This is a genomic window from Streptomyces sp. NPDC002130, assembly GCF_040296465.1.
Classification (GTDB): Bacteria; Actinomycetota; Actinomycetes; order Streptomycetales; family Streptomycetaceae; genus Streptomyces.
Map to the genome: position 1 here is coordinate 1 of NZ_JBEOXI010000035.1, position 15,929 is coordinate 15,929.

At 71.4% G+C, this 15,929-nt stretch carries 13 protein-coding genes; 4 read left to right on the top strand and 9 right to left on the bottom strand.

Annotated elements, in window-relative coordinates:
• Positions 1–91: 91 nt before the first annotated feature.
• Entirely contained in the window at positions 92–583 is a 492-nt protein-coding gene (locus ABT116_RS09375) for a DUF5709 domain-containing protein (RefSeq protein WP_351630181.1), read from the bottom strand.
• A 408-nt stretch (positions 584–991) separates the two neighbouring features.
• On the opposite strand from ABT116_RS09375, the gene ABT116_RS09380 reads away from it, so the two are divergent.
• Both ABT116_RS09380 and ABT116_RS09385 read left to right on the top strand, forming a co-directional pair.
• Positions 992–2,461, top strand: coding sequence for an APC family permease (locus tag ABT116_RS09380; protein ID WP_351630085.1), 1,470 nt, complete (start codon positions 992–994; stop codon positions 2,459–2,461).
• 10 nt (positions 2,462–2,471) lie between these two features.
• Positions 2,472–3,440, top strand: a complete 969-nt coding sequence (locus ABT116_RS09385) for a hypothetical protein (protein WP_351630088.1) — start codon at positions 2,472–2,474, stop codon at positions 3,438–3,440.
• Between the two features lie 218 nt (positions 3,441–3,658).
• Here ABT116_RS09385 and nicT read toward each other — a convergent pair whose 3' ends face one another.
• The 5 genes from nicT to ABT116_RS09410 form a co-directional block, all read right to left on the bottom strand.
• The gene (gene nicT / locus ABT116_RS09390) at positions 3,659–4,807 is read right to left on the bottom strand and encodes a Nickel transporter NicT (protein ID WP_351630090.1); all 1,149 of its coding nucleotides are present in this window, start codon (positions 4,805–4,807) and stop codon (positions 3,659–3,661) included.
• Positions 4,808–5,043: 236 nt separating this feature from the next.
• Positions 5,044–5,892, bottom strand: a complete 849-nt coding sequence (prcB, locus tag ABT116_RS09395; RefSeq protein WP_351630093.1) for a proteasome subunit beta — start codon at positions 5,890–5,892, stop codon at positions 5,044–5,046.
• Between the two features lie 75 nt (positions 5,893–5,967).
• A complete protein-coding gene (locus tag ABT116_RS09400; RefSeq protein ID WP_351630096.1) occupies positions 5,968–7,446 on the bottom strand; it encodes a hypothetical protein in 1,479 nt (492 codons plus the stop codon).
• Positions 7,447–7,563: 117 nt separating this feature from the next.
• Positions 7,564–9,918: a glycoside hydrolase family 65 protein gene (locus tag ABT116_RS09405; protein WP_351630099.1), complete on the bottom strand. Its 2,355-nt coding sequence runs from the start codon at positions 9,916–9,918 to the stop codon at positions 7,564–7,566.
• A complete protein-coding gene (locus ABT116_RS09410) occupies positions 9,915–10,652 on the bottom strand; it encodes a beta-phosphoglucomutase family hydrolase (protein WP_351630101.1) in 738 nt (245 codons plus the stop codon). The genes ABT116_RS09405 and ABT116_RS09410 overlap by 4 nt, the downstream gene beginning before the upstream one ends.
• A 145-nt stretch (positions 10,653–10,797) precedes the next feature.
• Between ABT116_RS09410 and ABT116_RS09415 the strand changes: the two genes are divergently transcribed.
• Both ABT116_RS09415 and ABT116_RS09420 read left to right on the top strand, forming a co-directional pair.
• Entirely contained in the window at positions 10,798–11,454 is a 657-nt protein-coding gene (locus tag ABT116_RS09415; RefSeq protein ID WP_351630104.1) for a nucleoside/nucleotide kinase family protein, read from the top strand.
• Positions 11,455–11,587: 133 nt separating this feature from the next.
• Positions 11,588–12,124: a GNAT family N-acetyltransferase gene (locus tag ABT116_RS09420; RefSeq protein WP_351630107.1), complete on the top strand. Its 537-nt coding sequence runs from the start codon at positions 11,588–11,590 to the stop codon at positions 12,122–12,124.
• 237 nt (positions 12,125–12,361) lie between these two features.
• Here the strand turns inward: ABT116_RS09420 and ABT116_RS09425 are convergent, their stop codons facing one another.
• The 3 genes from ABT116_RS09425 to ABT116_RS09435 are packed head-to-tail and all read right to left on the bottom strand — an operon-like array spanning position 12,362 to position 15,893.
• Positions 12,362–14,080: a hypothetical protein gene (locus tag ABT116_RS09425; protein ID WP_351630109.1), complete on the bottom strand. Its 1,719-nt coding sequence runs from the start codon at positions 14,078–14,080 to the stop codon at positions 12,362–12,364.
• 2 nt (positions 14,081–14,082) lie between these two features.
• Positions 14,083–14,985 carry a carbohydrate ABC transporter permease gene (locus ABT116_RS09430; protein ID WP_351630112.1) on the bottom strand — a complete coding sequence of 301 codons (903 nt, stop codon included), beginning with the start codon at positions 14,983–14,985 and terminating at the stop codon, positions 14,083–14,085.
• Entirely contained in the window at positions 14,982–15,893 is a 912-nt protein-coding gene (locus ABT116_RS09435) for a carbohydrate ABC transporter permease (RefSeq protein ID WP_351630114.1), read from the bottom strand. Before ABT116_RS09435 ends, ABT116_RS09430 begins: the two co-directional genes overlap by 4 nt.
• Positions 15,894–15,929 lie beyond the last annotated feature (36 nt).

Genomic DNA, 15,929 nt, shown 5'->3' on the forward strand with positions numbered 1-15,929 from the left:
GGCGCCGGCGGCGGCCCCGGGGCCCCCCGGGGTGGCGGGGGGGCGGGGGCCCCCTCTGCGTGCCGGCGGCGACCGCACACCGGCGGACGGGTCACACGCTGCCGTCGTCCTCCGGCAGTGCGCTGTCGTCCTCCACCACGTGCACGGCGGCCTCCTCCGCACCGGCCGCCCCGCCGTCGATGCCGACGTCGGAGGCGACGGTCTCCTTCGTGGTGTCGGCGTGGGCGCCCTCGTCGGGGGCGACCAGGCGCCCGGCGCGGGCGGTCCCCGCCTCGGGGTCCACCGGTTCGCCGTCGCTGTCGGAGCTGTCGCCCACGCCGTCCCCGGCGGGCTCGGCGGACACGTCGGGGACCTCCTGGGCCAGCCGTTCGTCGAGGCTCTCACCCTCGTGCTGCTCGGCCGCGGTGGTGCCGCGCTTGGTGACGCCCAGGGGCTTCTCCGGCGGGGAGTAGCCCTCGTCGAGCATGTCGTCGTACGTCCGTTCGTCGACGGCGTCCTGCAGGTCCAGCGGCGCGGCGTCCTCCTGCTCCTCGTTGGTACCGGTGGGCTGGTAAGCGTCGTCCGCCATCGGTTCGGGGCGCATCGGTTCCGTGCCCATCACTCCTGCCTTCCTGTGCGCTGCTCGGCTCGTTCGTCTCGCCTGTCCGTTCCGCGTTTCCCGTTACGCGGGCTCTAACCTCGGCGGACGTCCTCCGAAACGGGGAGGGCGCCCGAACGTCACGCGGGCCAACACGAGTCAAAACCGTGGGCGGGCCCGGACATTACCCACCGGTTAATCTTGAAAGCTCAATGAGTGGGACTATCATCACTCGCACACACGGTGTGACCGGCTGCCGACGCGGCGGCAGCACGGTATCCGCCACCCCTTCTCACGCCACCGGGACCGAGGCCACCCTTTCCTCCGTCCGGCGGCGAGCTCCACCCCCACCCCCCAACGCCGCCGGGACGGCCTGCCCGCCTCCGGTCATGCACAAGTGAAAGCAGCGCATCCATGAGCTACAGCAGGGGCAGAGGGCTGCAGGCCAATGTCCTCAGCACGTTCGACACCGTGGTGATGGCGGTCGCGGGCAGCGCCCCGGCGTATTCGCTGGCGGCCACCACCGCCGTGCTGGTCGGCGCGGTCGGGCTGGCGAGTCCGGCCGCCCTGCTGTACTGCGCGATACCCATGCTGGGCATCGCGCTGGCGTTCAGCTACCTCGGCCGGATCGACGTCAACGCGGGCGCCAGTTACTCGTGGGTGGGGCGCACGCTCCACCCCTTCCTGGGCTTCATCAGCGGCTGGGCGCTGGTGATCTCGGCGACGATCTTCATGGTGGCCGGGTCGCTGCCCGCCGGTTCGATGACGCTGGCGCTCTTCGACGACAACCTCGCGGACAACACCGCGCTGTCCACGGTGGTCGGCGCGGCCTGGTTCCTCGTGATGCTGGGCGTGGTGCTCGGCGGCGCCCGGCTCACGGTGCGCGCCCAGCTGATCATGTCCGGCGTCGAGCTGGCCGTCCTGGCGTTGTTCGCGGTGCTCGCCTTCTTCCACACCGGCAACGCCCGCGCCTTCGACTGGTCCTGGCTCGGCTTCTCGCACTTCGACGGCATGGCCGGCTTCGCCTCGGGCGCGCTCATCGCCGCGTTCTACTACTGGGGCTGGGACGTCACCAGCAACCTCAGTGAGGAGACCCGCAACAGCCGCCGTACGACGGGCCTCGCGGGCCTGATCGGGGTGGGCATCGTCTTCCTGCTGTTCGAGGTGTTCACCATCGCGGTGAACGTGATCCTCTCCTCGAAGCAGATCGAGGAGAACGACGCGAACGTGCTGGCGGTGCTCGGCGAGGAGATCTGGCCGGGCTGGGGCGGCAAGCTGCTCATCGTGGCCGTGATGCTGTCCACCATCGCCACCCTGGAGACGACGCTCATCCAGGTCACGCGCTCGCTGTTCGCGATGGGCCGGGACCGTACGATGCCGGCGGCGCTGGGCCGGGTGCACCGCCGGTGGAACACCCCCTGGGTGGCGATCGTGGTGGTCGGGGCGGTGGCGCTGCTGATGTTCATCGCCTCCAACGCCCTGGGCTCGGTGGGCGACATCCTCTCCGACGCCATCTCGGCGATCGGCCTGCAGATCGCCGTCTACTACGGTCTCGCGGGACTCGCGGTGGTCGTCGCGTACCGGAAGATGCTGCTCAAGTCCGCGGCCAACTTCCTCTTCGGCGGCCTGTGGCCGCTGTGCGGCGCCCTGTTCATGTTCTGGGTGTTCGTGGAGTCGCTGGGCGAGCTGAGCGGCGCCGCGATCTCGATCGGCATCGGCGGGCTCGCGGTCGGGCTCGTCCCGATGCTCTGGTACTGGAGGCAGGGCAGCGACTACTACCGGCCCGCGAAGCTGGACGCCTCGCGCGCGGTCGAGACGGACTACGTCCCCGACGAACAGGACGCGCGCGCCCGGGTCCACGAGGGTCTGTCCACCGACTTCTGAGGGGGCCCCGATGGCACGCGGACTCAGACGCGGTTTCACTCCCGACTTCGACCCCGACTGCGGGGACAGCGACCTCACCTCCGCCCGCCAGGACGTCGTGATCGGCCGCTGGCAGGGACTTCGGGACCTCCTGGGCGCCACCGGCCGCGACTGGACGGCCCGGGGGCACCGGATCCGGCAGCTCGCGCAGGTGTGCGCGGGCAGTTCGACGGTGGAGTCCTGGCTCTCGGCCGACCCCCACAGCGCCGACGCGCTGGTGCTGCGGGCGGCGACGGAGACCGCGCGCACCTTCAACGTGGCCATCGCGGCGGGGCGGGGCGTGCCGATCGGCCAGCACCGCGTGGACGCGGCGGTGCTGGCCTGCCTGACGGCGGCGGAGGCGCACCCGGAGGACCCGACGCCGTGGGTGTCGCTGATCTCGGTGGCGCGCCTGTACCCGACGGGGGTGCGCCGACAGGAACTGGGTCGCTGGTGGGACGAGTTGCACGGCCGGGACCCCTACAGCGTCGAGGGGCACCTTCAGGTGCTGCACTACTACTCTGCGCGCTGGCACGGCACGCACGGCCTGATGTACGACTTCGCCCGGGACGCGGCCGGAGTGGCGCCGCCGGGCTGTCCGCTGCCGGTGCTGGTGCAGTACGCCCGGGTCGAGGAGTACCGCTTCGCCCTGGACGCGGCACAGGGCAGGCACTCCGCCGTGGGCCTCTCACAGCACTGGAGCCATGACGGTGCGTCGAGCGACCTGCGGCGAACCTGGCAGCGCTGGGTCATGGGCCGGACGCAGAGCGGGATCGCGCCCGGCGAACTGCGCGACTTCAACTACCTGGCCCACGCGGCCTGCTCCGCCGGCGCCACGGACATCGCGGGCGTCCTGCTGGGCATGCTGGGACCCCGTGCGACGCGCACGCCGTGGTCGTACACGGGTGATGCGGAGAAACAGATCACCAAGTGGCGCAAGGAGCTGCGGCTGGGGGCGTGAGCGGCCGACTGTATCCTCCCCGCCGGGAGGGTGTGATGGCTGAGAACGGCTGGTACGAGGACGGCGACGTGATCCGGGAGGCCGCACGCGCGCGTCGGGTCGCCCGGCTCGGCTGTCCGTGGTGACGGGGCTGTTCGGGGCGGTCGTGATCGCGATGGCCGCCCTCGTCCTCGCGGTGTCCCTCGCCCTCGCGGTGTCCCTCGCCCTCGCCCTGGCGGTCATGGACTGACGCCGCGCCCCGGCCCGGCCAGATCCCCCGACCACTTCTCCTCGATGCGTCCGACCCTCCACACCACCAGCGCCACCACCCAGGTGGCGAAGAACAGGGCGACGACGACATAGCCGAGGATGTTGAGGTCGAGGCCGGAGATCCGGTCCCAGAAGGGTCCGTGCAGGCCGAGTCGTTCGGCGAGGAGGCCGAGGAGTTCGACCGTGCCGATGAGGAGGGCCACGGCGACGGACAGGCCGGTGATGGTGAGGTTGTAGTAGACCTTGCGGACCGGCTTGGAGAAGGCCCAGCCGTAGGCGAAGTTCATGAACGAGCCGTCGATGGTGTCGAGGAGGCACATCCCCGCGGCGAACAGGACGGGCAGGCACAGGATCGCGTACCAGGGCAGTCCGGAGGCGGCGCCGGAACCGGCCAGGACGAGCAGGGCGATCTCGGTGGCGGTGTCGAAGCCGAGGCCGAACAGCAGGCCCAGCGGGTACATGTGCCAGGGCTTGGAGACCGACTTCATGACGCGGCCCAGCAGGCGGTTCATGAACCCGCGGTTGTTCAGCTGCTCCTCCAGGGCGGCCTCGTCGTAGCGGCCCGAGCGCATGGCGCGGAACACCTTCCAGATGCCGGCCAGGACGACGAGGTTGACGGCCGCGATGAGGTAGAGGAACGTGCCGGAGACGGTCGTGCCGATCAGGCCGGTGACGTCGTGCAGGGCGGAGCCGTCGTCCCGGACCGGCCCGGCCAGGGTCTTCACGCCGAGGGTGAGCAGGAAGGCCAGGGCGAAGACGACGCTGGAGTGGCCGAGGGAGAACCAGAAGCCGACGGACAGCGGCCGCTGCCCCTCCCCCATCAGCTTGCGGGTGGTGTTGTCGATGGCGGCGATGTGGTCGGCGTCGAAGGCGTGGCGCATGCCGAGCGTGTACGCGGTGACGCCGATGCCGACGCCGAAGGTCTGCGCGCCGATGGCGTGGTGCTCCGGGGCGACGATCGCGACGAGGGTGAACCAGCCGATCACGTGCAGGGCCAGGATGAAGGCCGCCATCCCCCCGACCCTGGTCCACTCCCGCCGCGTCATGGAGGAGCGGACGCGGTGCCAGGCGGTGCGCTGGGCGGGGAGGGGCGGAGTGGACTCAGGGGCGGCCGTCATCGGGGGGAAGGTCTTTCTGCCGGACGGACGGCTGCGGTGAACAGCCTCGTGCCATCCTGCGGTACCTGCAAGTGCTGTGCAGTAAAGCCCGTGACAGGTCTTGTCCATGGAACCGAAAACTCCGCCGGGCCGCCGGTCGGGCAGGCGCTCGGACCGGGCTCTGACCGGGCTCGGGGCCGGGCTCGGGGCCGGGCTCGGGCCGCGTCGGCCGGGCCGTCGGTCGGACCCGCCGGGTGTCAGGCCTCGGCGTTCGGTCCGTCCGGCCGGTTGTGACGCTGCTCGACCATCTCTCGGCTCAGCTCCTCCGTCTCCGCCTCGGCCAGCCGCTCGAAGCCTTCCTCGGTGATGACCGAGACGATCGGGTAGATGCGGCGGGTGAGGTCGGGGCCGCCGGTCGCGGAGTCGTCGTCCGCCGCGTCGTACAGCGCCTGCAGGGCCGCCAGAGCCGCCTCGCGGCGGGACATGCCCGGGCGGTACAGCTTCTTCAACGCGCCCCGGGCGTAGGGCGATCCGGAGCCCTCGGCATGGAAGCCGAACTTCTCGTAGCGGCCGCCGACGACGTCGAAGGAGAAGATGCGGCCTTGTTCCCCCTCGGGGGCCGCGGGGTCGTAGCCGGCCAGCAGCGGGACGACGGCGAGGCCCTGCATGGCCTGGCCCAGGTTGTTGCGGATCATGGTGGCGAGCCGGGTCGCCTTCGCGGCGAGGGTCATCGGGATGCCCTCGATCTTCTCGAAGTGCGCCAGCTCGACCTGGTACAGCTTCACCATGTCCACCGCGAGCCCGACCGTACCCGCGAAGGCGACCGCGCAGTGGTCGTCCGCTGGGTGCACCTTCTCCAGGTCGCGCTGGGCGATGAGATGGCCCATCGTCGCCCGCCGGTCGCCGGCGATGAGCACGCCGTCCCGGTAGGTGAGGGCCAGCACGGTCGTGCCGTGCGGGGCGCCCTCGGCCCGGACGCCCTCCGGCAGGACGCGGCGGGTGCTCAGCAGCTCGGGGCGGTGGGCCGCCAGGAAGTCGGTGAAGGACGAGGACCCCGGAGTGAAGAACTCCTCGCCCAGCCTGCCCTCGTGGTCGCTCCCCGTCATGCCGTTCCCCCTCGATCGTGACCGTCAACCCGGCTCCTACCTGAGCCGGACGGGCGGGAAACGCGATCGGAGGTGTCAGCGGCCCGGTGCCACGCGGACGTCCAGGTCCGAGATCCGGTGGACGGGCCAGGATCGCGCGTAGCGGGGTGGCGTGCCGCCGGCCGGAGCCAGGTGTGCGACCGGGAGACGGTCCGCGGTGCGCAGGATGCCGGCCACGGTGATGTTCTCGTTGTTCCCGGACGTCGCCCCCGAGGAGCAACCGGTGTAGTAGCCGATGGGGATGGCCTCGTGGCCCGTGAGCAGACAGGGCGGGCGGACACCGATCCGGTGCAGGGCGTCGGCGGTGCGGTCCCAGTCACGGCGGCTGTCGATGTTGCGGGACACCGCGCCGTGCAGCACGGCGAGTTGTGCCGCGAGGTGCCCGGCCAGGCAGAGCGCCACGAGTGTGGCGGCCACCGGGCGCCAGGTCCCGCGCGGGGTTCTGACCAGGTGCCACAGGGCGTCGGCGACCGGGATGGCGAGCAGCGCGTAGGCCGGCTGGAGGAAGCGCGGCGCCGCGTAGCCGATCATGAAGAGGTACGGCAGCGCGGCCGTGGCGGCGCAGGCCAGCGGGACCAGGGTCCGTCCCGCGCGCCCGGCCCGGACCGCGACGACCAGCCCGAGGCCGGCCAGGACGGGCAGGGCGAACCACCAGAGGGTGACCAGGGGGGTGGGCATCGGCCCGGTGCACGGCCGGCACAGGGCGCGTCCGCCCAGGCTGCGCAGCTGGTCGTCGACGGCGATCTGCCAGCCGAGACCGCCCTGGATCCGGGAGGCCTCCGCCAGTCGCTCCCCCAGCCCGCCGTAGCTCGCGTACGCCTCGATCACCCATGGCACGGCGCCAGCCGCGAGACCCGCCACGAGCACGAGGAGGAGTCGCCATCGGCGGCGCGCCAGGGCGAGGACGAGCAGCGGCAGGGCCACGTGAGCCGCGTCGGTGGGACGCATCCAGGCCATGAGGGCGGCGCCGGCCGCGAGACCCCACAGGACCACCGGGGCGGAACGTTCCTCCCGGGCCCGCAGGAAGCATCCGACGCCGATCAGGGCGCCGATCGCGACCCAGTAGTTGGGCATGGCCTGCGGGCCGTAGAAGAGGGTCATCCACAGCGAGGCGAAGAGGGCACCGCCGACGACCAGGACGCGGGTCGGGAACAGACCCCGCCAGGCACGCAGGGCCAGGTAGAGGGCGAGGCCGGACAGCAGGGCGAGATAGACGCGCAGCAGAGGGACGGACGACGACCAGGACGCGACGGGCGCGACCAGCAGCGAGACGCCGCGGGAGCGGGGGGCGCTGAAGAAGGCCGCGGGGTGGTGCGAGGTGACCTGGCTGACGTAGACGATCTCGTCCCAGCCGAGGCCCAGGACGGGGCGGACCAGGACGAGCTGCGCGAGGGTGAAGACGGCGGCCAGGACGGCGAGCGGCCGGTTGCCGCGCGCCCCGAAGGCGGCGCGCGGCCCGGCCGCCTGTTCGCGTCTTCGCCTGCGGACGAGGATGGCGTTCGCGCCGTCAGGCATGTTCCGCCCCTTACCCAGATGATCGGAAAACACGATCAAGCTAACCCGCGGGGCGGGGAGGTGCAGGGCGGAACTCGGCCAAGTGCCTGACCCGTGGCCCGTGGCCCGTGGCGAGGATCAGCGGGCGTGCGGGGCGCGGTGCGGGGGCTGGCTCGGGGCCGGGCGGTGGGTCAGCTCGGGGATCGGCCGGGAGACGGGGGCGTCCTCACTCACCGTGAGTTCGGTGCCGTGGTGCCGGATGGTCAGGGGCATGCCGGAGTTCAGGGTGTAGGTGGCCTGGTCGGCGGTCAGTTCCACGCGCAGGCACCGGCCGAGGAAGCCCACCGTGAAGGCGAGCCGGCTGTACCGCTCGGGCAGGCGGGGCGCGAACCGCAGGGCGCCGTCGCTGCACCGCATGCCGCCGAACCCGGCGACCAGCGCCATCCAGGTGCCGGCCAGCGAGGCGATGTGCAGTCCGTCGCGGGTGTTGTGCTCCAGGTCGCCGAGGTCCATGAGCGCCGCTTCGGCCGTGTAGTCGCCGGCCAGGTCGAGATGGCCGGAGCGGGCTGCCATGACGGCCTGGACGCAGGCGGACAGGGAGGAGTCGCGAACGGTCAGCGGCTCGTAGTAGGCGAAGTTGCGGGCGATCTGCTCCTCGTCGAAGAACTCCTCGAAGAAGGCGCCGCAGGTGTACATCGCCAGCACCAGGTCCGCCTGCTTGATGACCTGCTTGCGGTACAGGTCGAAGTAGGGGAAGTGCAGCATCAGGGGGTACTGGTCGGGCCCGGTGCGGTCGAAGTCCCAGCGCTGGTAGCGGGTGAAGCCGGAGTGCTGCTCGTGCACGCCGAGCTCGTCGTTGTAGGGGACGTTCATGGCCTCGGCGGCGTCCCGCCAGGCGGCCCGCTCCTCCTCGTCGGCGCCGAGCCGCGATGCCTCGTCGGGGTGGCGCTTGCAGGCGTCGGCGGCGGCCAGCAGGTTCGCCCGGGCCATGAGGTTGGTGTAGGTGTTGTCGTCGGCGATGGCGCTGTACTCGTCCGGTCCGGTGACGCCGTCGATGTGGAAGACGCCCCGGTCGTCGTGGTGGCCGAGGGAGCGCCACAGGCGGGCGGTCTCCACCAGCAGCTCCACGCCGACCTCGCGTTCGAAGGTCTCGTCGCCGGTCACGGCCACGTACCGCACGACGGCGTCGGCGATGTCGGCGCCCACGTGGAAGGCCGCCGTGCCGGCCGGCCAGTACGCGGAACCCTCCGAGCCCTCGATGGTGCGCCAGGGGAACGCGGCGCCGCGCAGGCCGAGTTGGGCGGCGCGTTCCCGGGCGGCGGGCAGCGTGTCGAGGCGCCAGCGCAGGGCCTCGGCCGCGGACTTCGGCGCGGTGTAGGTCAGCAGCGGCAGCACGAACGCCTCGGTGTCCCAGAAGGCGTGGCCGTCGTAGCCGGAGCCGGTGAGTCCCTTGGCGGGGATGGCGCGCTGTTCGGCGCGGGCGCCGGCCTGGAGGACGTGGAAGAGGGCGAAGCGGACGGCCTGCTGGATCTCCTCGTCGCCGTCGATCTCGACGTCGGCCCGTGCCCAGAAGTCGTCGAGGTACGCCCGCTGGTCCTCCAGCAGCCCTGTCCAGCCGCTGTGCCCGGCCGCGGCCAGGGCCGCCTCGACCTGGTCGCTCATGGCGGGCCGGGAGCGCACACCGGACCAGCCGTGCGCGACCAGCTTCTCCACGCGCAGCCGCTCCCCCGGTTCGAGGACGGAGGTGACGGTCAGTCGGGCCACGTCCACGTTGCTCTCGCTGCTCGTGGTGGTCCGTTCGGGGCCGGTGACGGTGTGGTCGGCGGCCACGGCGACCCTCAGGCCACTGCGGCGGGTGCGGTGGACCAGGCGCAGCCTGCTGCCCGCGGCGAGGTCCTCCTCCGGCTCCAGCGGCGACTTCAGCGCCTTGGCGGCACGCGGGTCGCCGTCCGGCTCGGGCAGGCTCTCGTTGGCGACCAGTTCCGACTGGACGACCACGCGGGTCCGGCTGTCGACGGGCTCCACCTCGTACGCCACGGCGGCTATCGCGCGCTGGGTGAGGGACACCAGGCGGGTGGAGCGCACCCGGACGGTCGAGCCGGCCGGCGAGGTCCATTCGCAGACCCGCTCCAGGACGCCCCGCCGCAGGTCGAGGGTCCGCTCGTGGGTGACGAGCCGCCCGTAGCGCAGGTCGAACGGCTCGTCGTCGACGAGAAGCCGCAGCACCTTGCCGTTGGTGACGTTGATGGAGGTCTGGCCGGACTCGGGGTAGCCGTAGCCGGCCTCGGCGTACGGCAGCGGGTGCAGTTCGTGGACGCCGTTGAGGTAGGAGCCGGGCAGGCCGTGGGGTTCGCCCTCGTCGAGGTTGCCGCGCCACCCGATGTGGCCGTTGGACAGCGCGAAGACGGACTCGCTCTGCGCCAGGACGTCGAGGTTGAGTTCCGTCTCGCGTACGGCCCAGGGCTCGACGTTGTACGCCCGCTGCGTGATCACTGCTCGTCCCCCAGTTCTGCGAGATCCTGCACCACGATGTCGGCGCCGTGCCGGTACAGCGCGTCGGTCTGCCCGACCCGGTCGACTCCGACGACGTATCCGAAGCGCCCCGCGCGGCCCGCGTCCATGCCGGCCAGGGCGTCCTCGAAGACGGCCGCTTCGCAGGGCTGGACGCCGAGGTCCTCGGCGGCGGCCAGGAACGTGTCGGGGTGTGGCTTGCCGGGCAGTTTGCGCTCGGCGGCGACGACGCCGTCGATGCGGACGTCGAAGAAGTGCTCGGCGCCGATGGAGCGGAGCACGTCACGGCAGTTCGCGCTGGAGGAGACGATGGCGGTGCTGAGTCCGTGGGCGCGGACGGCCTCCAGATAGCGCAGGGTGCCGTCGTAGGCCTCGACACCGTCGGTGCGGATCTTCTCGAGGACCAGCTCGTTCTTGCGGTTGCCGAGTCCGTGCACGGTCTCGGCTCCGGCTGGGTCGCCGGGGTCGCCGTCGGGCAGGTCGATGCCGCGGGAGGCGAGGAAGGTGCGCACCCCGTCGGCGCGTGGTCGCCCGTCGACGTACTCGTCGTAGTCCGCCGCCTCGAACGGCCGGAAGTCCGCGCCGTCGCGCTCGCGCAGGAAGGCGTCGAACATCTCCTTCCAGGCGGCCGCGTGCACGACGGCCGTCTTGGTGACGACGCCGTCGAGGTCGAACAGACAGGCATGGATGCTTTCGGGAAGACCGAGCTGCGTCATACAGGACCGGTTCCCCCTGCGGAGACGTTCCAGTAAGTGGCGCACGCCACACGCCGGGGGCGCGAGGGGTTCGGAGCCCGGGCGCCCGAGCGGGGCTCTGATCCCGGCCCCCGCTCCGGGGCTCCGGGGTGACACAATTTCCTCCGTGCCGCTCACCCTCGACGACCTCGTCCACCGCGCCCGGGCCCTCCCCCAGGGCGGCCGGCGCGCGCTCCTCGGCATCGCGGGCAGCCCCGGCGCGGGCAAGTCGACGCTCGCGGAGTACCTGGTGCGGGAGTTGAACGGCACCGGTGACCCCTGGGTCGCGCACGTCCCCATGGACGGCTTCCACCTCGCCGACGCCGAACTGGAGCGCCTCGGCCGCCGGGACCGCAAGGGGGCACCCGACACGTTCGACGCGGCCGGATACGCGGCCCTGCTGCGGCGGCTGCGCGAGGAGCCCGGTGACGACGTCGTCTACGCGCCCGGCTTCGAACGCGTCGTGGAACAGCCGATCGCGGGAGCGATCCCGGTTCCCCCGACGGCCCGTCTCGTCGTCACCGAGGGCAACTACCTGCTCCTGAGCACCGGTTCCTGGCCCCGCGTGCGCCCCCTGCTCGACGAGGTGTGGTTCTGCGAGCTGCCCGAGCGGGAGCGCGTCCGCCGGCTGGTGACCCGCCACGAGCGGTTCGGCAAGACGCACGAGGAGGCGGTGGCCTGGGTGGCACGCTCGGACGAGCGCAACGCCGAGCTGGTCGCGACGACCCGAAGGCGGGCGGACCTGGTGGTGCCGGAGTCGGCACTGCCGCGCGCGCAGGCCTGAACGTGCTCCAGGCGGCCAGGCCGGCAGCAGCGTCGACCCACGCGACGACGGAGGTGAACATCGCGCCGCCACCACCGACTCGCCCCTTCCCGACAGGTTCCGGGCCGCTCGGCGATGGGGCATGATCTGCCGCGTGATCAGATCCGCCGGCCCGGAGGACATCCCCGAGATCCGCACGATGATCCGCGAACTCGCCGCGTACGAACGGGCGGTGGAACAGGCACGAGCCACCGGGGAGCAGCTGCGCGAGGCACTGTTCGGTGAGCACCCCGCCGCCTTCGCCCTGATCGCCGAGGACGACGGCACGGGTGAGGTCATGGGCTACGCCCTGTGGTTCCCGCGTTTCTCGACCTGGACGGGCACCCGCGGCATGCACCTCGAGGACCTCTACGTCCGTCCGCACGCCCGCGGCGCGGGTCACGGCAAGGCCCTGCTCGCCGCCCTCGCCGCGACCTGCCGGCGCAACGGGTACGACCGCTTCGAGTGGTGGGTTTTGGCCTGGAACACGCCGACCATCGACTTCTACACGTCGCTCGGGGTGGAGCTCCTGGACGAGTGGAAGGTGTGCAGGCTGAGCGGTGGCCCCCTCAGGGAGCTCGCGGCGCAGGCACCGCCCGTCCGCAACCCGGCCGCCGAAGCGCAGGAGAGACACTCGTGCGACCCCCGGTGACGCGGCCTACGTGGGCGGCACGGACGGGCGGAACGCGATCACCGAGGCCGACGCTTCACCGAGGCCGACAGGAGCCGGCCAGTGACCTTCCGTGACGCGGACGTCTCGGCGACGGTCCACGCCCGATGACGCGAGGCGTGGATCCACATGGTGGCCCCGGACCCCGGCGTACGGCCGCGGGACTGGCCGCAGTGGACACCCGCTCGTCCCGAGAGGCCCTGGCGTGGGTCGTCGGAGTCACCCGGCGGGTGCGGTCCTGCGGGCGCGTAGTGCGACGGTCAGTGTGTGCGGGCCGAGTCCACCGATGTAGACGCGGTTCCCGGTCGTCGCGTCGGTGCCGCCCACCACGGTGTAGTCCTGCCCCGGGTCGTATTGCAGTACCTCGCTCCGGTCCGGCCCGGCCAGCGCTTCACCTGCCTGGACGTCGGCCTCGATCCTGATCTCGTCGGCACCCGCCCGGTAGGTCATCGGCCCGGTCGTCAGGCACCAGCGGCCGTCGCCGATCGGTACGGCGCCCTCTGGCACGCCACCCGGCCGGAAGGTCAGTTCGAGGGCCCAGGGCACCCGTGGTCCGCTGATGTCGATCCGCAGGTCGGCACCGTCCTCCCGCAGGTCGACCTCCACGCGGGTGGTGTGTGAGACCTCGTCCCGAGGCCGGTCGGGGAAGGCCATCGCGGCCGAGAAGCGTCCCTCGTCCGCCATGCGGTAGGCGCCGTCGTCCCGTCGCCGGTCCGGCGGCAGCGGCCGGTAGTAGGCGGCCGAGAGGGTTTCGGTGAGCCGGTACCGGTGGTCGGCGGGCTGCTCCACGGTCGCGGCGCGGAACGGGCCCAGGTCGAAGAAGCCCCGCGAGAGACGGACCGCGTCGAGGACCGCGTCGCCGGCGAACAGGCGCAGGAAGGTGGGGTTGCAGGCGAGGCCGGAACGGATGCGCCGGTGCTCGGGCACGTCGGAGCCGCCGTACACCACCGTGTGCGCGGTGGCCGAGGCGCGCGCGGCGAGGCGGGCGGTGGTGAGGTACCGGTCGCGGGGCAGGGTCTCCGCGGCCGGGGCCGGCAGCGCCTGGCACAGGTCCGGGGTGAGGAGGGTCTCGGCGAGCAGGTCGGGGTCGTCGATGCCGCCGGCGGCCGCCAGCGTCGCCGCCCGGCTGAAGTCGCCCCGCCCGGTGCGGATCGCGAGCAGCCGGTAGTGCGGCAGGTAGGGCGCCAGCGGGAACGGGTGGTTCTGGTCCTGCCGACGCGAGTGGACGGTCTCCACCGTGCCGTCCGGCCTGATGAGGTCCAGGGTCGTGGCGAGGTTGCGTTCGACGGCGTCCAGCAGGTCGGTACGGCCGAGGACACCGGCCAGCAGCAGCAGCGACGGGTTGGAGACGTGCGCCGCGTAGTTGGCGCTCCGTTCCGAGTACAGGCCCTCCGCGTCGATGTCGACGCCCTCGGACAGCCACTCCTCGATGCGCTCGAGGAGCCGGTCGTCGGGGAACGACCGGTGCAGCCGGGCCAGTGCCGCGCACAGCTCCCAGCGGTGGTTCGGTGTGTGCACCCCACCGGTCAGGAGACTGCCGGAGGCGGCGCGGGCGACTTCGGCGAGCGCGGCCGTGACGTCGCGCAGTTCCGGCCCCCCGCCGGCGGCGAGGACGTGCGCGTCGCACACGTCGTTGACGGTGAACGCGGAGTCCGGAGGCGACTGCACGTTGTCGCCGCCGGCGAAGAGGCCGGTGGCTGTCTGCGCGGCCCGCAGGGCGCGGAGGTGGGTCGTCGCGGCGGCGATGGCCTGCCCGCTGCCGTGCAGCGCCGAGTCCGGGGACCGGTACGCCGCGACCAGGGTCTTCACCCGGCGCGCCAGAGCGCGGTGGGGCACCCCGGCGGGTTCCTCGCCGGGGGCGGCCGCCAGCGGGGCGGCCAGCCGGTCGGCGGCGGCCGCCGCCGCGCGGACGAATGCGTGGTCGAGCGGGGTGGGCAAGGTCAGTCCTTCAGTCCGGCGTTGATGTCGGCGCCCATGACGTAGCGCTGGAAGACCAGGAAGACGGCGATCAGGGGGATCATGGAGATGACCGATGCGCCGAGCAGTACCGACCAGTTGATGTTCTGGGCGCCGACGATGCTCTGGATGCCGATCTGCACGGTGAACTTGTTGGGGTCGTTCAGCATCAGGAGCGGCCAGATGTAGTCGTTCCACCGCCACTGGAACGACAGGATCGCGAGGGTCAGCATGATGGGCCGCGAGACCGGCACCATGATCCGCAGGAAGATCGACAGTTCGCGGGCGCCGTCGATGCGTGCGGCTTCGACGAGCTCGTCGGGCACCGTCAGGAAGAACTGGCGGAACATGAAGCATCCGGTCGCGGTGAGCACGGCCGGGAGGATGATGCCGGCGAACGAGTTGTAGAGGCCGAGGTTGCGGACCACCAGGAACTCAGGGGCGAGCATGACCTCGCCCGGCAGCATCGTGGTGGCCAGGATGCAGATGAAGAAGGCCTTGAGCCACCTGTTGTCGTACTTGGCCAGCGCGTACCCGGTGCAGCAGCTGACTCCCACCGTGAGGATCGTCGTGATCACGCACACGATGGCCGTGTTGATGAAGTACTGGGAGAAGTTGGCACTGTCCCACGCTGCCTTGAAGCCCGTCAGGGTGGGGTTGTGCGGGACCAGCGTCAGCGGATAGGAGAACAGGTCGCTGGCCGGCTTGAAGGAGCTGAGGATGAACCACAGCACCGGCACACCGTACAGGCACGCCAGGATCCACAGCAGTGCCGTCGCGGACACCGCCCGCCGGAGACCGCCGCCGGCCGCGTTGCGGGGCCGCTTCCTGGACAGGGGCTGTTTGGCGTCGGTGTCGAGCGGGCGGGGCATGTCTGTGGTTGTCATCGGTTCTCCACCCGCCGGTTGACGATCAGCTGGACGATCGCGACGGCCATCAGGATGAGCATGAGCACGAACGACGCGGCGCTCGCGTAGCCGATCTGGCCCCGTTTGAAGCCGGTCTCATAGATGTACTGGACGAGCAGGTTGTTCGAGGTTCCGGGTCCGCCGTTGTTGAGGGCGACGAACACCGGGTATTCCTTCATGGCGTTGATCGTGTTGAGCAGGATGACGATGAACGAGGTGGGCGCGATGCTCGGCAGCGTGATGCTGACGAACTTGCGCCACGGACCGGCGCCGTCGAGCTCGGCCGCCTCGTAGTACGACACCGGGACGTTCTTGATCGCCGCGATGAACAGCAGCATCGTGAAGCCCGTCCACGCCCAGGCTGCCGCCATCACCACGACCAGCAGCGACAGGTCCGCGTTCGACTGCCACGGAACGGCGCCACCGCCGAACTTCTCGATGACGTAGTTGACCAGTCCGAAGTTCTCACCGAACATCCACCGCCACAGGACGCCGACCACGATCGGCGACAGCAGCCACGGGATGAAGAAGATGACGCGGGCGACCGACGAGCCCTTGGCGTGCTTGTTCACCACCAGGTTGGCGGCGAGCAGCGAGAGCGCGAAGTTCAGCGGGACGAAAAGGATGGTGTACAGCAGCGTCCGGGTCAGCGCGTCGTAGAACGTGGAGTCGCCGAACAGGTTGTGGTAGTTGTCCAGTCCCACCCACTGGAACACCCCCACGCCCGTGTAGTTCGTGAAGGAGTACAGGAGCCCGATCACCGCGGGCCAGACGAAGAACAGTGCGAAGAGCACGACGTTGGCCGCGATGAGGACGAGCGGCGCAAGGGTGTACTTGCTGCGTCTCCTGGGCGGGCTCGCGGACACGTCCGAGGCGCGTTTTGTCATCTTCCTGACTCCGTGCTGGTGGAAGGGATTGCAGGT

Coding starts and splice junctions, on each gene's coding strand:
- ABT116_RS09385 (WP_351630088.1), top strand. CDS start 2,472: ATGGCACGCGGACTCAGACGCGGTTTCACTCCCGACTTCGACCCCGAC.
- ABT116_RS09430 (WP_351630112.1), bottom strand. CDS start 14,985: ATGACAACCACAGACATGCCCCGCCCGCTCGACACCGACGCCAAACAG.
- ABT116_RS09410 (WP_351630101.1), bottom strand. CDS start 10,652: ATGACGCAGCTCGGTCTTCCCGAAAGCATCCATGCCTGTCTGTTCGAC.
- ABT116_RS09400 (WP_351630096.1), bottom strand. CDS start 7,446: ATGCCTGACGGCGCGAACGCCATCCTCGTCCGCAGGCGAAGACGCGAA.
- prcB (WP_351630093.1), bottom strand. CDS start 5,892: ATGACGGGGAGCGACCACGAGGGCAGGCTGGGCGAGGAGTTCTTCACT.
- ABT116_RS09435 (WP_351630114.1), bottom strand. CDS start 15,893: ATGACAAAACGCGCCTCGGACGTGTCCGCGAGCCCGCCCAGGAGACGC.
- nicT (WP_351630090.1), bottom strand. CDS start 4,807: ATGACGGCCGCCCCTGAGTCCACTCCGCCCCTCCCCGCCCAGCGCACC.
- ABT116_RS09375 (WP_351630181.1), bottom strand. CDS start 583: ATGCGCCCCGAACCGATGGCGGACGACGCTTACCAGCCCACCGGTACC.
- ABT116_RS09380 (WP_351630085.1), top strand. CDS start 992: ATGAGCTACAGCAGGGGCAGAGGGCTGCAGGCCAATGTCCTCAGCACG.